General features: G+C 36.2%; 23 protein-coding genes. 18 read left to right on the top strand and 5 right to left on the bottom strand.

Annotated elements, in window-relative coordinates:
- The first annotated feature begins 46 nt into the window (after positions 1–46).
- On the top strand, positions 47–1,087 hold the full coding sequence (locus MHI46_RS12235) for a 2,3-butanediol dehydrogenase (protein WP_017358082.1): 1,041 nt from the start codon (positions 47–49) through the stop codon (positions 1,085–1,087).
- 126 nt (positions 1,088–1,213) lie between these two features.
- Positions 1,214–2,044 (top strand): manganese catalase family protein, encoded by an 831-nt coding sequence (locus tag MHI46_RS12230; RefSeq protein ID WP_099663477.1) that lies wholly within the window; start codon positions 1,214–1,216, stop codon positions 2,042–2,044.
- A 35-nt stretch (positions 2,045–2,079) separates the two neighbouring features.
- Here MHI46_RS12230 and MHI46_RS12225 read toward each other — a convergent pair whose 3' ends face one another.
- The 4 genes from MHI46_RS12225 to MHI46_RS12210 are packed head-to-tail and all read right to left on the bottom strand — an operon-like array spanning position 2,080 to position 5,123.
- Positions 2,080–2,793, bottom strand: a complete 714-nt coding sequence (locus MHI46_RS12225) for an amino acid ABC transporter permease (RefSeq protein WP_260774430.1) — start codon at positions 2,791–2,793, stop codon at positions 2,080–2,082.
- Positions 2,794–2,806: 13 nt separating this feature from the next.
- Entirely contained in the window at positions 2,807–3,505 is a 699-nt protein-coding gene (locus MHI46_RS12220) for an amino acid ABC transporter permease (RefSeq protein WP_039180205.1), read from the bottom strand.
- Positions 3,502–4,362, bottom strand: coding sequence for an amino acid ABC transporter substrate-binding protein (locus tag MHI46_RS12215; protein WP_039180202.1), 861 nt, complete (start codon positions 4,360–4,362; stop codon positions 3,502–3,504). Before MHI46_RS12215 ends, MHI46_RS12220 begins: the two co-directional genes overlap by 4 nt.
- Positions 4,359–5,123, bottom strand: coding sequence for an amino acid ABC transporter ATP-binding protein (locus tag MHI46_RS12210; RefSeq protein ID WP_059374701.1), 765 nt, complete (start codon positions 5,121–5,123; stop codon positions 4,359–4,361). The genes MHI46_RS12215 and MHI46_RS12210 overlap by 4 nt, the downstream gene beginning before the upstream one ends.
- Positions 5,124–5,267: 144 nt before the next feature.
- Here MHI46_RS12210 and MHI46_RS12205 point away from each other — a divergent pair, with 144 nt between their 5' ends.
- Entirely contained in the window at positions 5,268–6,431 is a 1,164-nt protein-coding gene (locus MHI46_RS12205) for an acyl-CoA dehydrogenase family protein (protein ID WP_260774427.1), read from the top strand.
- 125 nt (positions 6,432–6,556) lie between these two features.
- Positions 6,557–7,345, top strand: coding sequence for a BPU family class D beta-lactamase (gene blaBPU / locus MHI46_RS12200; RefSeq protein WP_059374711.1), 789 nt, complete (start codon positions 6,557–6,559; stop codon positions 7,343–7,345).
- Between the two features lie 56 nt (positions 7,346–7,401).
- On the opposite strand, the gene cyoE is transcribed toward blaBPU, so the two are convergent.
- Positions 7,402–8,307, bottom strand: coding sequence for a heme o synthase (gene cyoE / locus MHI46_RS12195; RefSeq protein WP_099663475.1), 906 nt, complete (start codon positions 8,305–8,307; stop codon positions 7,402–7,404).
- A gap of 129 nt (positions 8,308–8,436) precedes the next feature.
- On the opposite strand from cyoE, the gene MHI46_RS12190 reads away from it, so the two are divergent.
- From MHI46_RS12190 to MHI46_RS12125, 14 genes are all read left to right on the top strand, one after another.
- Entirely contained in the window at positions 8,437–9,039 is a 603-nt protein-coding gene (locus MHI46_RS12190) for a TetR/AcrR family transcriptional regulator (protein WP_260774424.1), read from the top strand.
- 706 nt (positions 9,040–9,745) lie between these two features.
- Positions 9,746–10,114, top strand: coding sequence for a hypothetical protein (locus MHI46_RS12185; protein ID WP_251180526.1), 369 nt, complete (start codon positions 9,746–9,748; stop codon positions 10,112–10,114).
- A gap of 196 nt (positions 10,115–10,310) precedes the next feature.
- A complete protein-coding gene (locus MHI46_RS12180) occupies positions 10,311–11,159 on the top strand; it encodes a hypothetical protein (RefSeq protein ID WP_251180525.1) in 849 nt (282 codons plus the stop codon).
- 84 nt (positions 11,160–11,243) lie between these two features.
- On the top strand, positions 11,244–11,702 hold the full coding sequence (locus tag MHI46_RS12175; RefSeq protein WP_251180524.1) for a hypothetical protein: 459 nt from the start codon (positions 11,244–11,246) through the stop codon (positions 11,700–11,702).
- A 156-nt stretch (positions 11,703–11,858) separates the two neighbouring features.
- On the top strand, positions 11,859–12,515 hold the full coding sequence (locus MHI46_RS12170; protein WP_251180523.1) for a hypothetical protein: 657 nt from the start codon (positions 11,859–11,861) through the stop codon (positions 12,513–12,515).
- A gap of 66 nt (positions 12,516–12,581) precedes the next feature.
- Positions 12,582–13,340: a hypothetical protein gene (locus MHI46_RS12165; protein WP_039180180.1), complete on the top strand. Its 759-nt coding sequence runs from the start codon at positions 12,582–12,584 to the stop codon at positions 13,338–13,340.
- A gap of 55 nt (positions 13,341–13,395) precedes the next feature.
- A complete protein-coding gene (locus MHI46_RS12160) occupies positions 13,396–13,638 on the top strand; it encodes a DNA-binding protein (RefSeq protein ID WP_251180522.1) in 243 nt (80 codons plus the stop codon).
- Positions 13,639–13,704: 66 nt separating this feature from the next.
- Positions 13,705–14,385 carry a hypothetical protein gene (locus MHI46_RS12155; protein WP_039180174.1) on the top strand — a complete coding sequence of 227 codons (681 nt, stop codon included), beginning with the start codon at positions 13,705–13,707 and terminating at the stop codon, positions 14,383–14,385.
- A gap of 49 nt (positions 14,386–14,434) precedes the next feature.
- Entirely contained in the window at positions 14,435–14,818 is a 384-nt protein-coding gene (locus MHI46_RS12150; RefSeq protein WP_084096414.1) for a DUF2750 domain-containing protein, read from the top strand.
- A gap of 24 nt (positions 14,819–14,842) precedes the next feature.
- Positions 14,843–15,472 carry a hypothetical protein gene (locus MHI46_RS12145; RefSeq protein ID WP_039180171.1) on the top strand — a complete coding sequence of 210 codons (630 nt, stop codon included), beginning with the start codon at positions 14,843–14,845 and terminating at the stop codon, positions 15,470–15,472.
- A gap of 56 nt (positions 15,473–15,528) precedes the next feature.
- Complete coding sequence (locus tag MHI46_RS12140; RefSeq protein ID WP_251180521.1) at positions 15,529–16,137, top strand: hypothetical protein; 609 nt, start codon at positions 15,529–15,531, stop codon at positions 16,135–16,137.
- Between the two features lie 23 nt (positions 16,138–16,160).
- Positions 16,161–16,844, top strand: coding sequence for a hypothetical protein (locus tag MHI46_RS12135; protein ID WP_039180166.1), 684 nt, complete (start codon positions 16,161–16,163; stop codon positions 16,842–16,844).
- Between the two features lie 39 nt (positions 16,845–16,883).
- Entirely contained in the window at positions 16,884–17,360 is a 477-nt protein-coding gene (locus MHI46_RS12130) for a hypothetical protein (protein WP_260774416.1), read from the top strand.
- A 47-nt stretch (positions 17,361–17,407) separates the two neighbouring features.
- Positions 17,408–17,806, top strand: a complete 399-nt coding sequence (locus tag MHI46_RS12125) for a hypothetical protein (RefSeq protein WP_039180160.1) — start codon at positions 17,408–17,410, stop codon at positions 17,804–17,806.
- Positions 17,807–17,833: the final 27 nt, after the last annotated feature.

The raw sequence follows: 17,833 nt of genomic DNA, 5'->3' as shown, positions 1-17,833 counted from the left end.
TTATTTAAGTAAGTTAATTAAATTGATGAGAAAAGGAGTCTTACAAATGAAAGCACTACGCTGGCACGATCAAAAGGACATTCGACTAGAGGAAATTGACGAACCAACAGTTGCTCCAGGTAAAGTGAAACTGAAAGTAAAATGGTGCGGCATTTGTGGTAGTGATTTACATGAATATTTAGGCGGACCGATCTTCATTCCTGTGAATGAACCTCATCCACTTACAAAAGAAAAAGCACCAATTACATTGGGACACGAGTTCTCTGGGGAAGTTGTTGAAGTAGGAGAAGGCGTGAGCAATTACAAAGTAGGCGATCGAGTGGTTGTAGAACCTATTTTTGCAACTCACGGGCATCAAGGTGCTTATAACTTAGATGAAAACATGGGCTTTTTAGGACTTGCCGGAGGCGGCGGTGGATTCTCTGAATATGTATCAGTTGATGAAGAATTACTTCATTTATTACCAGACGAAATCTCCTATGAGCAAGGCGCGCTTGTTGAGCCTTCTGCAGTTGCTTTATATGCGGTACGTTCTAGTAAAGTACAAGCTGGGGATACAGCGGCTGTGTTTGGCTGCGGGCCAATTGGTTTACTTGTCATTGAAGCATTAAAAGCAGCTGGTGCTACTGATATTTATGCAGTTGAATTATCAAAAGAACGCCAAGAGAAAGCAAAAGAGCTTGGAGCGATCATTGTAGATCCTTCTCAATATGAAGATGTTGTTCAAGAAATCGCACGCCGTACAAACGGTGGCGTCGATGTTTCTTTTGAAGTGACAGGTGTACCTGTTGTATTGAAGCAAGCAATCCAATCAACTAGAATTTCAGGTGAAACCGTCATTGTAAGCATTTGGGAAAAAGGCGCGGAAATTATGCCGAACGATATTGTCATTAAAGAACGTACAGTGAAAGGAATTATCGGCTACAGAGACGTATTCCCATCTGTATTAAACTTAATGAGAAAAGGCTATTTCTCTGCAGACACACTCGTCACGAAAAAAATCAAGCTGGACGATGTGATCGAGGATGGCTTCCATGCTTTAATCAATGAAAAAGATCAAGTGAAAATTTTAGTCAGTGCTGAATAAGTAAGATGACAAAGGGAATGGCATAAGCCATTCTCTTTTTTTATGTGATCAGATCATTTTCATAAAGAGAGCTGCGGTTGAATAGTGATAATTGAAAAGATGTTTCATGATAAGGGAGATGACATCATGTTTTATCACATCAAAGAATTGCAATATGAAGCAAAGCCCTCAAAGCCAGATCCGCTTTACGCGAAAAAGCTGCAAGAAGTATTAGGCGGTCAATATGGTGAAATCAGTGTGATGATGCAATATTTATTTCAAGGGTTTAATTGCCGAGCAGACCAAAAATATAGGGATTTATTATTTGATGTTGGGACAGAGGAAATTGGTCATGTCGAAATGCTGGCGACAATGATCGCACGTCTACTTGATAAAGCACCGGTAAAAGAGCAGGAACAAGCGTATCAAAGTGATCCAGCACTTGCGGCTGTTATGGGCGGAATGAATCCGCAGCATGCAATTGTTGCCGGTTTAGGGGCGATGGCAGCGGATAGTCAAGGGTATCCGTGGAATGCCAAGTATATCATTGCAAGCGGAAATTTAATGGCGGATTTCAGAGCCAATTTAAATGCAGAATCACAGGGGAGACTTCAGGTCACAAGGCTTTACGAGATGACAGATGACCGCGGCGTCAAAGATATGCTTTCCTTCCTCATTGCTCGTGATACATATCATCAAAATATGTGGCTTGCGGCAATTAAGGAATTAGAAGAGCGGGAAGGGGATGTCGTCGTACCAACTACTTTCCCTCGTTCATTAGAAAAACAGCAGGTTTCCTATGATTTGTTTAACTTCTCAAGAGGGGAAGAAAGCAAGGAAGGCAGATGGGCACATGGCCGCAGCATGGATGGAAAAGGAGAGTTCAGATATATTTCTGCACCTGTCGTATTCGGCTCAGCACCAAAGCTCAAACCCGCACCAAAAGAACTGTTTAACACACCAAAAAAGGGTGAATAAAAAAGTCGATCAGGTTTTTGTGCCTGATCGACTTTTTAACGTCCGAGAGTTCTGCCGTACACGCTGACACGTTTCTCTAATAATGCAAAAGCTAATTCAAAGAAAATGCTCAGCAGCCAATAGATCAAAGCAGAGACGAGATAAGTTTCTAAAAACTGATAGCCGTCATTTGCAATGATCCGGGAAATACCCATGATTTCGAGTACCCCAATTGTAAACGAAAGAGATGTCGCTTTTAATAGCTGAACGAGCTGATTGCCAAGGTTCGGTAAGGCCACAACAAAAGCCTGCGGCAAAATAATGCGAAGCATCGCCTGCCTTGTGGTCATGCCTACAATTTTTGCCGCTTCCAGCTGCCCTTTGTCTACTGCCAGAAGTGCACTTCGGACCACCTCTGTTAAATGGGCGGCTGAATGCAGGCTGAAGGTAATGAGGGCAACAGCTAATGGGGAGACCATGTCCGGGTGAAAGGTCAGCCCGAATGTGCCGCTCATGCTAGTTAGAACAAAAGGAAGCCCATAAAAGAAAGCAAACAGTTGAACAATTAGAGGCGTACCTCTAAAAAAGGAGACGTAGAGCGTGACCAGCTGCCTGAGTACAGGGATGCGAAAGAGACGAATAAAAGCAAAAACATATCCGATCACAAGACTCACAGCCATAGAAACTAGTGCAATTAATAAGGTGAAAGGAACGCCTTTTAGAATATGAGGTACTTGGTCAATCGCAAATGGAATATCAATGGTTTGCATCTAAATCGCCTCCTTAACGTGACAGGCTGGTGCGGCCTTTTACAAATTTCTTTTCAAGCAGCATGGTGACTAGTTCAATGCTCATACAAATGAGCCAGTACACAATCGCAATGATTACATACACTTCAAACATGCCGATTCCATAGTTATTTCCTAAGATGATCTTCACCTGTCCCATAATATCGATGAGCCCGATCGTAAAGGCAATCGCCGTGTCTTTCACAAGATCAATGGTGTAATTTCCGAGGTTTGGTAGGGCAATGAGAAAGGCCTGCGGGATAATGATCCTGATCAAGGCCTGTGTATCTGTCATCCCAACAATGTAGGCGGCTTCCAGTTGATCTTTTCCAACTGATGAATACGCACTGCGAAAAACTTCAGATAAATAAGCACCCGTATGTAAAGAGAACGTCATCATCACAAATAACACACGATCCCAATGGTTGATTTGAATTCCTGCCACAAGTAAAAGCTGAGGCAGTCCAAAATAAATTAAGAATAACTGAACAATTAATGGCGTACTTCGTGTAAAAGATAAATAGACAACAGCCAATTGCTTCAGCACTGGGATTTGCTTAATACGAATGCATGCAAATAAAAGCCCTATCAAGATGGCAAAAAACAATGACACTACAATAATGAGAAAAGTGAGTGGCAGGCGTTCAAGCACCTGTAAAAAGATCCGCAGCCAATCTCCAGCTGTAAACGTCATGACGCTTCCTTCCTTTCTTCATATTGATAGCCTTGCTCTGAGATGTAGTCAATATCTTGAAAGAAATCAACCCCAAACCACTTTTTCGCAAGCTTAGGCAATGTTCCATCATCAATCATCTCTTGTGTAACCCGGTCCAAATCTGCTGCAAGCTGTTTTTGACTTGGCTGTAAGACAAGATAGATCGGCTCCTTTGACACGATCCCGCCCACTTTGACCTTCAGGTTCAGATGCTTTTGAATGGTATCAAAGGTCGAAATATTCATAAAGGCCGCATCGGACCTTCCGCTTTCAACGCGCTTTAAGTTGAGTTCATTTGAAGGGCTCTCAATGGTTGTCAGCGGAATATCTGGATCATGTTCTTCATTATATTGATTTAATATGGAACGCAATCCGCCGCTAGGACTTACAGGAGCCAGCTTTTTAGATGTCATATCGTCAAGCGATTGAATATCCTGGTTTGATTCATTCACAATTAAACCTGTCATCGAATAGCCGTACGGAACCTTAGGATAAAGAAACCGCTTTTCGCGTTCAGGGTTACTGAAAAACCAATTAGCCGCCATTTCAAACTTCCCAGCGCCAACACCAATAAGATTGGATTCTTCCTCGCCAAAGATGTAATCAAAATGGATGTGCGGAAGTCTTTTTTCCACTTCATTTAAATAATCAATGTTATAGCCAATCGGTTCGTTTCGGTCATTTGTCGCTAAAAAGGGTGGATTGACCTCTGCACTCAGTGCGACTTTCACAATTTGTTTCCCATCATCTGTTGTTGTTTTTACACTGCTGCAGCCAATCAAAGAGAGGAGAAACAGAAGGACACCAGATGTCATGAATGCTGTCTTTTGCTTCATATGTCTTCCTCAGATCCTTGCCACATTCCGCGATGAATTCTGGATAAAAATTGTTTCGTTCGTTCATGCTGAGGCTTCATCAGAACATCTTCTGGTGAGCCTTTTTCAACAATTTCCCCATCTGCCATAAAGATCACCGTATCCGCTACGTCCTTTGCAAAGGAAATTTCATGCGTCACAATGACCATCGTCATCCCTTGGCTTGCAATATCCTTGATCATTTCAAGGATTTCTCCAACCATCTCTGGGTCCAGTGCGGACGTTGGTTCATCAAACAGAAGCACCGCAGGATTCATCGCAAGAGCGCGGGCAATTCCAATCCGCTGCTGCTGCCCGCCAGATAGTTCACTCGGAAATGCATCCTTTTTATGAAGCAGTCCAATCCGCGTTAAAAATTGCTCTCCAACCTTTTCTGCTTCTTTCTTAGACATGTTTTGAGACACAATCAATCCCTCTGTAATATTTTCAAGTGCCCGTTTATTTTGAAACAAGTGATAATGCTGAAATACCATGGAAGATTGCTGCCTTAGTTTTAAAAGATCTTTTTTATGATATCGTTCAAATTGAATCGTGGCTTCTCCAACAGTCAGCTTTCCTTTGTCTGGAATGTCGAGGCTGTTTAAACTGCGGAGAAGTGTTGTTTTTCCTGATCCGCTCGGTCCAATAATTGCGACCACTTCACCTTCTTGTACGGAAAAATCAATGCCTTTTAACACATGGGTCTGCCCATAAGATTTATGTAGATTAGTAGCTGAGATCATAAAAGCATCACGTTCCTTTGACAGATGTACTTAATATTGATAAAATTTAACACATTAAATCCTATAAGTAAAGTGTGTTTTATTCATTCCAATTGGAAAAATGAGATATCATAGATTGTGAGAAACAGAGGAGTTGGATACATTTTGTCTAAAGCATTATTTGTCGATACCGATTTTCAAAAAACATGGCTCAATCAGCTGGAATCTCTTCGTGAAACGATCGAACAAAACGCAAAAAAACATGATGAAGGCGCTTATTTTCCTAAAAAGAATATCGAATCATTAGTAAACATGGGATATACAACCCTGTCTCTTCCCACTGAATATGGAGGCGGAGGTCAATCTGTAACAGATATGGTTCTATTTCAAGAAACGCTTGGGAGCATGGACGGAGCAACTGCCTTATCGATCGGCTGGCACCAAGGAGTTGTAGGTGAAATTTATGAAAAGAAACTATGGAATGAGAAACAGCTGCAATTCTTTGCGGAAGAAGTGAAGAAGGGCGCCCTTGTCAACCGCGCTGTGAGTGAGGCGCAGACCGGCAGCCCAACAAGAGGCGGCAAGCCTGGAACAACAGCAATTAAATCAGGTGATCGCTGGGTGATCAATGGACGTAAAATTTTCACAACGATGTCACCAGCTCTCACATACTTTTTAGTCGGCGTATGGATTGAAGAAAAAGAAGCGATGGGATTCTTCTTAATTCACCGTGATACAGAAGGTGTTTCTATAGAAGAAACATGGGATGTTGTCGGCATGAGAGGAACAGAAAGCCATGATTTAATCTTAGATCAAGTTGTGGTCTTAGATGACATGCTTGTTGAAGTGCAAAAAGGACCTCGAGGCGGTACATTAAACCCTTGGATCGCACATATTCCTTCCTGCTATTTAGGGATTGCGCAAGCGGCAAGAGATTATGCAGTTCAGTATGCCATCACTCATTCACCGAACAGTATTAGCGGAACGATTAGTGACCTGCCAAATGTCCAAACATTGATTGGCGAAATTGATTTACTACTAAAGCAAGCACGCCACGTCATCTATTCAACGACAACATTGTATGAGCAGCCTGAGAAAAGAGAGCTGTTAATCAATGAATTCGGTGCAGTGAAGCATACAGTCGTCAATCATAGTCTGCAGGTGGTTGATAAAGCCATGCGTTTAGTCGGTGCAAAAAGTTTGAGTCTTGGCTGTCCGCTGCAGCGTTACTATCGAGATATTCGTGCTGGGCTCCATAACCCGCCAATGGATGATATGACGATTTCAAAAATCGCGAAGCAGGCCATTGAAGAGAAAAAAGAAAGCTAATATGATCAGAAAGCCGGATGAAACCGGCTTTTTTTATTTGGCAGAAAAGAGGACAAGCGTACCTTATGTCTCATCGCTCAGGCATGCTACAATCGATACAAATCATGGGAAAAGGAGCGATTTTTTTGAAGAAAAAGCATATGAAATGGTTGGTTTCTTCCATTATGCTGATGGCACTTTGTATCGGTCAGCCGTCATCAAGTGAGGGAACATCACCAGCATGGTCAGTAGATGAATTCTTGAAAGACAGGGAAGGCACATTTGTGATACAAGAAGTAAAAGAAAAATCTCCATGGGTGTATAACAAAAAAAGAGCGAATCAGCGCTTTGCCCCACAATCAACATTTAAAGTGGCAAATGCCCTCATCGGACTCCAAACCGGCGTGGTGAGAGATGAATATGACATCAAATATTGGGACGGAGTAAAAAGAGAAATTGATAACTGGAATAAGGATCATACACTGGGCTCTGGCATGAGAGATTCAGTCGTCTGGTACTATCAAGCCATGGCGCGTGACATCGGGGAAGAACGCATGAGCCATTGGGTGAAAGCCAGTCACTATGGCAATGAAGACATATCTGGCGGAATCGATCAATTTTGGCTAAGCAGTTCGTTGCGCATTTCTCCAATAGAACAAGTCCATTTCATTAAACATTTATATGAAGAAAGTCTCCCATTTGACCTATCTGTCATGAGAACGGTCAAACGAATGATGATACAAGAAGAAGAGAAACATGCCACCCTATACGGAAAAACAGGCTCCGGCTCAGGCATCGGCTGGTACGTAGGCTTCATCAAACATGAAAACAAAACCTACATCTTCGCCACAAATATCGAAGGCACCGGACTAGAAGCAAAAGAAATTACCTATCGTATTTTGAAAAAATATCATTTGATTGAAGCATCCGTTTAGGGTGCTTTTTATATGAACTTTTTTATGGTCATCTACATAACTAAGGTTTGAATAAATCAAAAAATCTGCCGAGTAAGAGTATAGATAATGACCGTTGAATAAAGAGTTGTCATATAAATTAGTGAATAGACAAACATAAATGATGCCCACTTCTCTGAATTCATTCGCTTGTAACCTAAAATACTTAAACAAATCCATATAAAACCTAGAAAAAAAGACATAAGCACAAGCCCTATGCTTAAAGAACGGAAAAGAAAACTGCTTAAGGTTATTGCTAAGATATAAAGATTGGTTTGCAAGTATGTTCTTTTCATTCCTTTTACAACAGGTAACATGGGAATGTTTGCTGCCTTGTATTCATTTTGCTTTCGAATAGCTATTGAGTAAAAATGCGGCATCTGCCAAATAATTGTAATGAAAAATAATCCCAGAATAGCTGGGTGTGAGATGTCTGTTGAAATAGCCGTCCAACCAATGAGAGGCGGCATTGCCCCAGAAATACTACCAATTTCTGTGTTGTAAACGGTTTTTCTTTTACTCCACATTGTATAAGGGAAAATATAAAAAAGTAAACCAATCAATCCTATAATAGCTGCTAGATAGGTTGTAAATGCTAAAAAAATCAATCCTAAAATAGACATTAAGATACTAAGCCATAGAACTTTTTTAAGATTGACTTCTCCTGTTACAGTAGGTCTGTTTTTTGTTCTATTCATCACGGAATCTATGTCCCTATCATACAAATTGTTTAAAGCTCCAGCAGCACCAATTAATAAAATTGAACCTGTAAATGCAAATAGTATCTCAATAGATTTATGAAGGATGTCAATTTGATAAGTGTATAATGCCAAGGTTAAGCCAGCACACATTGGGATTAAATTTGATGTAATAATTCCTGATTTAACTGTTTGAGCGATTATGTCCCTTTTCGTTTTGTGAATTTTTTTCCCCATCTTTCGCATTGTTTTGCTCCTTTTCCATAGCGATTAATTGTTTATGCTGTACATCAAGATATATACCATATAGAATTAATATACTAATTGGTATATTAATTCTATATGGTATGATTGTCAAGATAAGGAGGTAAAGGAATGATTAGACAAAGAAAAACGCAAAATGAAAGGAAAGATGAAACACGGAAATTACTCATAAATTCTGCAGTTGAGAATTTCGCCAAGTATGGTTTTCATGGGGTCTCCATTGATAAATTGGCAGAATATGCGGGATTTAGCAAAGGGGCCTTTTATGCGCATTTCCATTCAAAGGAAGAGATCTTTCTGGCTCTATTGGAACAACAAATGCAATTACATGTTAAAAAAATCAATGCTTTATTAGCAGAACAGCCTTCTCTTTTACACTTTCCAGAAAAAATGAATCAACAGTCTATTCAAAATTGTGAAGAAAATCGGACGTGGAGCCTGCTAAATATGGAATTTCTTTTGTATTCAATGAGAAATGAGGAAGTAAGGTGTCAGTGGTCAAATATGATCCTACAATCGGTAAAACAAATCTCTCAATCCATTGAGAATTTAATAGAAAAAGAGAATCTTACATGTACTCTTTCACCTGAAGAAATGGCATGGACAATTCTCTCATTGGAAAATGGTATAGCAATATTTCACTATATTAGTCATGACCATATTCCAATTGATTTATTAGAAAAATCTCTAAAAAAAATAATTTCCTTTAAATAAAAATGAAGGTTCTTCAGATTTTAATATGGAGGAGAAATCTGATTGGACTGAAATTTACGTTTCAGTAGACGATGATCGATTTTAGGATATATTGGTTCTTTTGAGTGGGATTGATTTGAAGGATTCACCTAATTTCTAGGTACACTGAAGTAAAGGCTCCTGTACAATTCACTACGGAATTACTGAAATTGAAGTTGAATCATCTGGTCAATCTGTTATGAAGAAGAGTCAAAGTTTAATGGAAGAGTTCAACTCAAGAAAAAAGAGAAGCTGTAAAAGAAAAGGTTATCTAAGATGAAGGTCAGCAGATAAAGTTAGATATTATTGAATACGATTTTTTATATCCAGAAGATGATTTGTTTTAAAATCCGTATCTCGATATATGGATTTGTGTATAAGGGAAAACTGATTTTTAGCCATTCTGTAATAAGATAGTATTTGAATCAACAATACATTTGGATGTAAACAAACGATATTCATACTTAAACAAGAAAACTACTGATTGCGAAGAGAATTGGGTATTAAGAATGGTATAAAGGAGAAATCAACTGTAATATATGATAAGTTCGGCCGTAAGAAATATCGAGTCGATCACTCTGATCATGGAATGCCAAAAGACCATTCAAAACCACATCTTTATGAATTATAAAAGTTACTATGGACATAGAGGTAAGGAAAAAACATATCATTTTTGGAGGTGAATGAAATGGATTGGTATTTAGATAGTAAAATTCAAAAATATATAAGAGATTTTAATGTAATCCATTTAATGCAATTAAACGAATTTCGTTATTACAAAGATTATAATGAAGCCTATGAAAGAATAAAGTCAATCGAATTAAATATACCGTATAAAAATTCAAAAGAAAATTTTGAAATACATCTTAAGTTTATAAATGTTAAATCTATTGAAATAAAAGATTTAGACTTTCATGAAGAGTCGATATTAAGTTTTAATATATCAAAACTTAACAAAGGTTGGGAAAGATTAAACTATTTAGTTGAAGATTTCGAAGAACAGACCTTTAAATTCTATTGTGAAGATTATATAGTTCTTAGTGTCTTAAAAGTGTGAAGTATTAGTACTGTGCAACTAACCTTGAGGACTGGAAAGCCTGGAGCTGGGAATAAACCAAGATCAACAGTTTATGAGAAAACCTATAAAAAACATGTTGATGTCAATGGGAAAGGAAAAAACAAATAGAGTTAGAGTGGTAGTCCAAAAAGATGGTACTCTAAGAACAAGCTTTCCATATTAGGAGTTGAGATGATTGATAAGTGAAATAACTACAGAGAAAGTAATTGATTTTCCAAAAGAAGATCTAATTTATTTTAATGTTGGAAGAGATGAGAAAATATATATGGTATTTCTTATTGATGATCAACTAATACTTCAAGTAGTCAACGATCATAGTATTATAATGAATAAATCATTAAATGAACTTGATTCTGATAGCTATATTTATTTAATACAAGAAATAAACGATACCATTGTCATTGTGTTTGAACAAGATGATATATGTAAAATAAATTTTTTAGATTTAAAACAAAATAATATGGTAGAAATATGTTCTTTTTTACTAAGTGTTAATACATTTCATCTGGATGAAAACGGATTATTATGGATTGGTATCTCAGAAGAGGGGATATTTGATGAATTAAACCCTAAGGGTAAAGGAATTTACTGTATGAACTTAATTATAGGAGAAGTGTTATTTGAGGAAGAGTTTAAAGGGATAATGTATGAATGCTCTTCAATACAAACTCTAGGTTCAGAACTATACACTAGCTATGAAGAAGAGCAAACAATTGTTATTTCAACTTTTTCTTACGATTTAAACCCTGATAATCAGTCATGTCAAAAAAAGAAAATGTACCACCTAGATAGAAAAGAATACAGGTACTGTGACCAACTATATGTTTCTGAGAGTCAAATCTTGTTATTTAATAATATGGAACATAAACAGTATGCTTTTAAAATAGTTGACGATAAAACGTTTATAATGAAATTATTTTTAGATGGGATTGATCCCTCACAGTGTGATTCTACTTACAAAGTAGTTGAAGGATATCTTTATATCTTTGTAGAAAATAAGCTGTATAAAAGTAAACTAATGTAGTAGTAATAATGTCATGAATTACTTTTAGTATTAGTTTAAATAACCCTCTCTAAGAATAGGAAGGGTTTTATACTGGAGGAAAAGTTGAAGAAAGTTAAATTAAACACGATGACCAAAGAATCTATCGCAGATATTGAAAAAGAAATAACAAATATCGCACTGAATCTAGTAAAAGAAAAACAAGCAAAATTTAAAGATTTAGGTTTAACGATCAATGCTGAATTTGGACGATTCGTATATGGAAAAAAATCTAGAGGGAGAGAAATTCAAGTCTCAGATTGTTTTACAGCAGGATATAATTCATCAATATATTTTTCAGTAGATTATCTAAATGGCGAAGAGTTTCATGATGGTGAAGAAGGTGATCAAGGTTACTGTATAGACCATCTCGATATTTGGATTTGTGTATCGAATAATCTCGTGAGCAAAAAAGGATATTTAATAGATTTTGAAAATGAATCAGATTTGCGGGGAATGATTATACCATTAATTGATGAATTGTATAAAGAAGCAACAGAAATTCTTCAAACCCTAAGCAGTTAGGATTTTTTTAACCGGTCTAAAAGGGAGAGAAATGGTGCTAAGATAGGAACAAGATAAGGTAGAGCATTTGCAGTAAAGAAAGCAAGTAAAGGAAAAAGAATGAGCAAACCATTCAAAGCCATGCTGAATAAAATCTTATTAGGAGGCTTATAAAGAGTGCATTTGAAAAATATACAATTAATGTCAGATGATGATCATGGAATTTTAGCTAGCCAATCCCTTTGTATGACTGAAATGTTTTTATACGAATTAGAAAAGAGATTACAAACGAAAGGTTGTGAGGCCATTGTTTTGATTTGTGGCTCTTTTAAAGACTACAAATTAATTAGTACCTCAAAAGAAGAACCTAACATGTTATTTTTAAAAAATACGTATGAGCTAGAAGTACCCTTTTGTTACAGTGAATTTGGAAATGCAACAAATAAGAAAAAGATCTTAGCAGATACTTTGGAAAAAGCGATGCTCTATCTGTGTGAACTGAAAAATTGGGACAGTCAGTTAGTCAAAGCGACATTTAAGAAAATGAAAGAGAAGGAATATAAAGCGGAGATTAAAGGGAAAACAAAACTAAGTCCCGATAAAAAAAAGAAAGCTTACCCACTTATCAAATTAGATTTAAAGCAGTTTACTCTTTATCTTGTAGTTGAAGACAATAAAAGAAATATTTTAGATAAAAAATTAATTGCTGAAACCGATACTTATTTAGAAGAAGTTTCATACCACATGCGAGAGCTCAAATGGCTAACGGATCATGAAGCGGCACTATTCAAACGTACACATAAAACTGTTTATACAAGTATACGATTATCGTGATAAAGCCAAATGAGAATAACATAACACTTGTGAAAATCTAGAACGCAAAAAGGGGGATGTTTTTCTATGGGTTTTTGGGAAGAAGAACATAAGAAAAAGAACATCATCATCGGTGATGACGGATTAGATATTTTTGAAGAAGCGATTGAACAATTTTATGAAATGACTGAGGAACATTTGGAAAGAAAGCCAACGATTGATGAGATGCTTTTGACAATCATGACGGTCTTAAATAACGGAGGCAGTCACTATTTTGATGATTTAAATGAGAAAGAAGTAACGGACATTAAAATAGCAACTAAAAAAGCAAAAACTTTAAGTAAAGTAGAACCGGGAGCTATTATTGAACTCCCGTTAGAAGAAGTTGGAAAATTGAGCTATGCTTTGATCATTTCGGGTGAGGGGAAAAATCAATATGATGATATTTTAATCCAATACTATGATTTATTTGTTGATGACAGAATAGAAAAAAGTGAGTTAAAACAATTGATAAAAAAAGAGAAGGGGCTATTTGTTGCAAATACAGGCCTGACAGGCTTTTTAAATGGTTTATGGAAAGTCATCACAAAAATAAATCAAGATTTTATAAAAGAAGATGATCTTCAAAATCTGAAATTCGTGACATATAGAGATGAAAATTATTACGTAAGCGAGGGAAAAGAAGGTTCCATTGCACCTGTTATGGACTTAGAGGTTGCTGACCCAAAAACGGCTAAAATGATATTTAACCCGATTGGTATACTTGGTGAATACACTATTATAAGCATTCTTTCTTTATATTTTAAAGGTATGTCAATGGAGGATATTATCAAATATGAAATATAGGCAGCTTACAGCGTGAAGTGAATTTTGGAAAAATTACATATAAAGGATGTAATTAATGGACGAACCCAAAATGCTAGACTGTTTAAATAAAATACGAAAAGTCTTAGAGGGGACGATGACCAGAGAACAAATTTCTGATTGGGTTGAAGTTTACGTTTCTGCAGACGATCCAGAAATAGACGATGATCAAGTTTGGGATATGTTGGTTCTTTTGAGTGGAATTGATTTGAAAGATTCACCTAATTCTTACTTACATTCTGTAGATGATTTGAATGACTGGTTAGAAAAATACAAATAGTTCCTATAGATCATCTTGTTATATTCTTATGGCTTTGCCTTAATTTAAATAAAAGGAGTAAATTTTATGCCTGAAACAGTTATCGCAATTCCAGGATTTTGGTCACATCATTTAAAAGAACTCGAAGAATTGAATGATTATATATATGTTAATCATCGAATCATACATAAACGAACTGGAACTGATTACGAACTTGAAGTAGTGGATCATATTGATCAATTAAGCGAGACTTTCCTTCCAAATGAACAATTCAATTCAGAAGAACTTAAACAAATAGATACGCATCAAACATGCTTGTATATCATTGGGATGACTGAATCCTTAGAAGAAATAAACGCGCTTGTGCAAGTTACTACGGATTTACTAAAGATTGATGGCATGGCGATAAAAGTTGAATCATCAGGTCGTTCTTTTATGAAGAAGACATGGCAAAGTTTAATAGAAGAGTTCAATCCTTATCAATATATGACTTCTATTGTTCAAGAAAGTGATGTTATATATGTGACAAGTGGTTTTCAACAATTTGGAGAGCCGGAAATGATGTTTGAAGGGTTTCATGCTGATGAAATAGAGCGGTACTTTTTAAACTGGATAAACAAATCTATTCAAGAAAAAAGAGAAGCTTTAAAAGAAAAGGTTATCTATGATGAAGGTCAGCAGATAAAGTTAGATCTTATTGAATACGATTTTTATCCCGAAGATGATTTGTTTTACAATCCATATGGAGTCGTCGTCTTCAATAAGTAATGTCTAAAATCAAGCCGTTACAGTAGATCAATAGATAAGGAGTGACGCGATGTCCATGCATCCGAAAGAATTAGAAACCACCGTCCAATTACCTGCGAAAAAGCGTTATGACTACTTCATTAAAAAGATTGTTGATTTTGAAGAAGTATGGTCATTAAGAAACGAGAAGGGATGGGTGATGTCAGAGGATGAATATGGTGTACCACAGCTTCATTTTTGGCCGACAGAGGATCATGCCGCTTATTGTGCGATCGACCAATGGGAAAAATCAGTGCCAGGAATGATTGATTTAGATGATTTGATAGAAGAGTGGCTACCCGGAATGATAGCAGATGGAATCAATCCGTCGATTTTCTATAATCGAAATGATTCGGTTTCAATTGAAATTCATACATTAAAAAAAGATATAGAGGAAGAATTAAAAAACTACTAGTTCAACAAGAGTGGAGGTAGTTATTTGAAACGGCTTGAAGACTTATTTATTCGTTCAGAAAAAGAATTCGAATTGTATCAGAATTTAGTAGATCATGTGTTTGACACAAATAAAGAGCTGCCACAACAAGTCTTCCGTAAGACATTTGATTGTTTTTTGTTTCAAGAGTTTGATTGGGCATTGAGTGATGATATTTTACCAACCATAAAAGAGTTATCTACTGTTACACAAGATAGAGAATTTTTGACTGCAGTCCTTCAACCAGATCCAACCAAATATTATTTGAAGGAATTTGGTTATTATAATTGGCTGAAAGCGAATGTAAACATTTCAAGTGAGGATTATGTAAATGCACTATGGACGCATCCAAAAGAGTCTATAGCAGATGATATCATAACGAATTCGTACATAGTGGTCTGGTTATCGCATTCTTTGCAGTGGGCGATTTGGGCAGATAGAGATATGGAAATTTGTATCATAGGAATGGTATCAACAAAAGATTCTGTGAAAAATAGGTTATTAAAAGAAGGGTGGAAACCAATGGATCACCCTGTTTTAGCAAATTGGTTTGAAGGATTATTGAAGGATCAAAAAACATTCAATGACTATTACACTCAAATGCTTTCTCATTATGCGTCATGTTACAAGCGTTGAAATGGAGTATCAATGACTGATGATAGACTTACCCGAAGATATGAAAGGAGCGTAAAGTGAAACATTTGTTTATATCCGATCCAAAAGAATTTGAACATGTTTTATCGTTTGTTCATTCGCTCGTTCACAGGAGAAAAACATTCCCTTATCAAGTGTTGCAAACGAACCCCCCTCATTATTTATTCGAAGAATTCCATTGGTTGTTATCAGATGATAGCTGGGAAATGTTAAAAGGTTTAGCTTTGAATCATCATGATGACTATATACTCATGGCTGTATTAGATGAGCAGAAGAGTATGGATGATTATTATCATGATTTTGGTTATTATCCTTGGGTGAAAATCCCGTTAAACCTCACACCAAGTGATTACCTCGATCTCTTAACGGATTATCCGATAGAGAGTGTAAATGATAGCATAATGGATATTGCTTCACGTGTGATATGGGTTTCCCCTTCTGCGAAATGGATCATTTATGGCGAAAGAAGTTATGAGATAGGAGTACTAGCAGTTCATCAATTAGAACAAATGAATAAACAATTGTTAAAAACGTGGAGAACTTTAGATGAGATTGTATTAGATTGGATTTCAGTTGTATTTCCGAATCAAAAACTTCCTGATGATTTTAGAAAAGAACTGATTCGGAATTATACAAACGTAGAATGAAATAACTTCATAAGGAGGAAGACATGAATCAAATAGACAATGTGTTATCTATACTAGATGAGTCTTTCCTAAATAAAGAGTTTCCTCTATTAGATAATGGGAACTTTGATTTTGCCAAAGGGAAGCTTGCTCTATTTATTAGAGAGGAAAATTGGCTGATCACGATTCAATTATTCGGTTTATCGAAGGTAGGACCGGCTATTGATTTTTTTGCTATTGGTCATGAGTTGAAGAATGGATCAATCAATTTTTTATTGGATGAGCTTTTTGATTTCGTGGATCATCATCATGAAATAATAGATGAAGGTGAGATAGAACCTGGGTTCACAAAGCATCCTTTACGAATTAAATTAAATGGAGACTATTTTAATATTCAAATACCAGAGTCATGCCAAGCTAATGTAACAGAAGAAAATGAATGGATTACTTTGTTAAGAGAAATAGCTAAACACCGAGATTTACTGGATAGATTATGGATGACAGATCAAGAACAATTTGACATCGTTCAGCATGTATATGATAAACCGCTTTATACAACTGAATCATGGTTTCATCCAGAAACGGATGGTCAACTACCTAGTCAATCTTCTTTTTTTCAATCGATTGCTAAGAGTTTGATCTATCAAGATCCAACATTCATTGTCAATGTAAACACGAACACTGACTGGAAATTATGGTCTGATTTTGATACTGTAGAATATTTTTAGTTTCGTCTGATGTTTTAAATTGATGAGGTGGAGCAAGTAATGAGAATCGTATTAGCAAAAGAAAAAGATTTATTCGAAGTAAATGAATTAATAAAGAAAATCAATTTAAACGTAGAAGAGTATAACTGGGTCATAAGCGATGTGACACTCACAATGCTTCATGATCGGAATAATCAATTTCATTCAGAAGTCATGCCGGATTATACGGATTTTTTATTTCTGAAGGGTGAACATTTTAAAAAATTCTTACATGACTATTCTTATTCTTTTATTTTCGCTGTTTTGACCGCATTGCCTCGTCATGTAGATCATTTGAATATCAGTTCAATACCTCAAATTGAAGATAATGAACGATATTGGAATGTGAATTATACACTCGTTATCCCTCAAGCAGTGTTTGAAATCGGTTTTTTTGATTCGACAGATGTTATTTTTACGGGAGATCAAAATATCTTAAGCGAATTTCGAAAAAAAGCGGACTTTATTTCATTTGAAGAATATTTACAAACTCTGTGACATGATAAGAATAGAGTTCATCCTGAAAAAATAGGAGAGTGAATGAGATGTTTAATAGTGTACAAAAATGGATCGATTATCTAGATGGTGGTTGTAATGTACTTGGAGTCACATTTGATTTGTTTCATAAAGAATTAATACTGAGCGTAAAAGTATCAGAATTAAATAAAGTTACTCAACATGAATTGCGATTTATGAATGTGGCGAGTTTTTATTATAATGGGGGTGAAGGTAATGATAGATTTGAAGAATTGATACAAGAAGAGATGAATTGGCAAATTTTCGAATGCAGCTACCATCCTCAAGGGATAGGGAACCTTAAAAATGTACTTCTTGAAGAATTTGATTCAAATGCAAATTTTCTATTTAACATCAATGGGATGTTACTCGCAATAGAATCGAAAAACGTATGTTTTGATTCACAAGAATTTATTTGCAGTGTATAGGTAGATCTCATTAGCGCCTAAATAAGA

Origin of the sequence: Bacillus sp. FSL K6-1000, assembly GCF_038630785.1 — a bacterium.
GTDB classification, from domain to species: domain Bacteria; phylum Bacillota; class Bacilli; order Bacillales; family Bacillaceae; genus Bacillus; species Bacillus safensis.
Note: the sequence above shows the minus strand (reverse complement) of the source record. Positions and strands in the feature narration are given on the sequence as shown.

What these genes read in the sequence shown, in the direction of transcription:
- MHI46_RS12235 (WP_017358082.1), top strand. Translation starts at nt 47, where the DNA reads ATGAAAGCACTACGCTGGCACGATCAAAAGGACATTCGACTAGAGGAA.
- MHI46_RS12230 (WP_099663477.1), top strand. Translation starts at nt 1,214, where the DNA reads ATGTTTTATCACATCAAAGAATTGCAATATGAAGCAAAGCCCTCAAAG.
- MHI46_RS12225 (WP_260774430.1), bottom strand. Translation starts at nt 2,793, where the DNA reads ATGCAAACCATTGATATTCCATTTGCGATTGACCAAGTACCTCATATT.
- MHI46_RS12220 (WP_039180205.1), bottom strand. Translation starts at nt 3,505, where the DNA reads ATGACGTTTACAGCTGGAGATTGGCTGCGGATCTTTTTACAGGTGCTT.
- MHI46_RS12215 (WP_039180202.1), bottom strand. Translation starts at nt 4,362, where the DNA reads ATGAAGCAAAAGACAGCATTCATGACATCTGGTGTCCTTCTGTTTCTC.
- MHI46_RS12210 (WP_059374701.1), bottom strand. Translation starts at nt 5,123, where the DNA reads ATGATCTCAGCTACTAATCTACATAAATCTTATGGGCAGACCCATGTG.
- cyoE (WP_099663475.1), bottom strand. Translation starts at nt 8,307, where the DNA reads ATGCGAAAGATGGGGAAAAAAATTCACAAAACGAAAAGGGACATAATC.
- MHI46_RS12190 (WP_260774424.1), top strand. Translation starts at nt 8,437, where the DNA reads ATGATTAGACAAAGAAAAACGCAAAATGAAAGGAAAGATGAAACACGG.
- MHI46_RS12185 (WP_251180526.1), top strand. Translation starts at nt 9,746, where the DNA reads ATGGATTGGTATTTAGATAGTAAAATTCAAAAATATATAAGAGATTTT.
- MHI46_RS12165 (WP_039180180.1), top strand. Translation starts at nt 12,582, where the DNA reads ATGGGTTTTTGGGAAGAAGAACATAAGAAAAAGAACATCATCATCGGT.
- MHI46_RS12160 (WP_251180522.1), top strand. Translation starts at nt 13,396, where the DNA reads ATGGACGAACCCAAAATGCTAGACTGTTTAAATAAAATACGAAAAGTC.
- MHI46_RS12155 (WP_039180174.1), top strand. Translation starts at nt 13,705, where the DNA reads ATGCCTGAAACAGTTATCGCAATTCCAGGATTTTGGTCACATCATTTA.
- MHI46_RS12150 (WP_084096414.1), top strand. Translation starts at nt 14,435, where the DNA reads ATGTCCATGCATCCGAAAGAATTAGAAACCACCGTCCAATTACCTGCG.
- MHI46_RS12135 (WP_039180166.1), top strand. Translation starts at nt 16,161, where the DNA reads ATGAATCAAATAGACAATGTGTTATCTATACTAGATGAGTCTTTCCTA.
- MHI46_RS12130 (WP_260774416.1), top strand. Translation starts at nt 16,884, where the DNA reads ATGAGAATCGTATTAGCAAAAGAAAAAGATTTATTCGAAGTAAATGAA.
- MHI46_RS12125 (WP_039180160.1), top strand. Translation starts at nt 17,408, where the DNA reads ATGTTTAATAGTGTACAAAAATGGATCGATTATCTAGATGGTGGTTGT.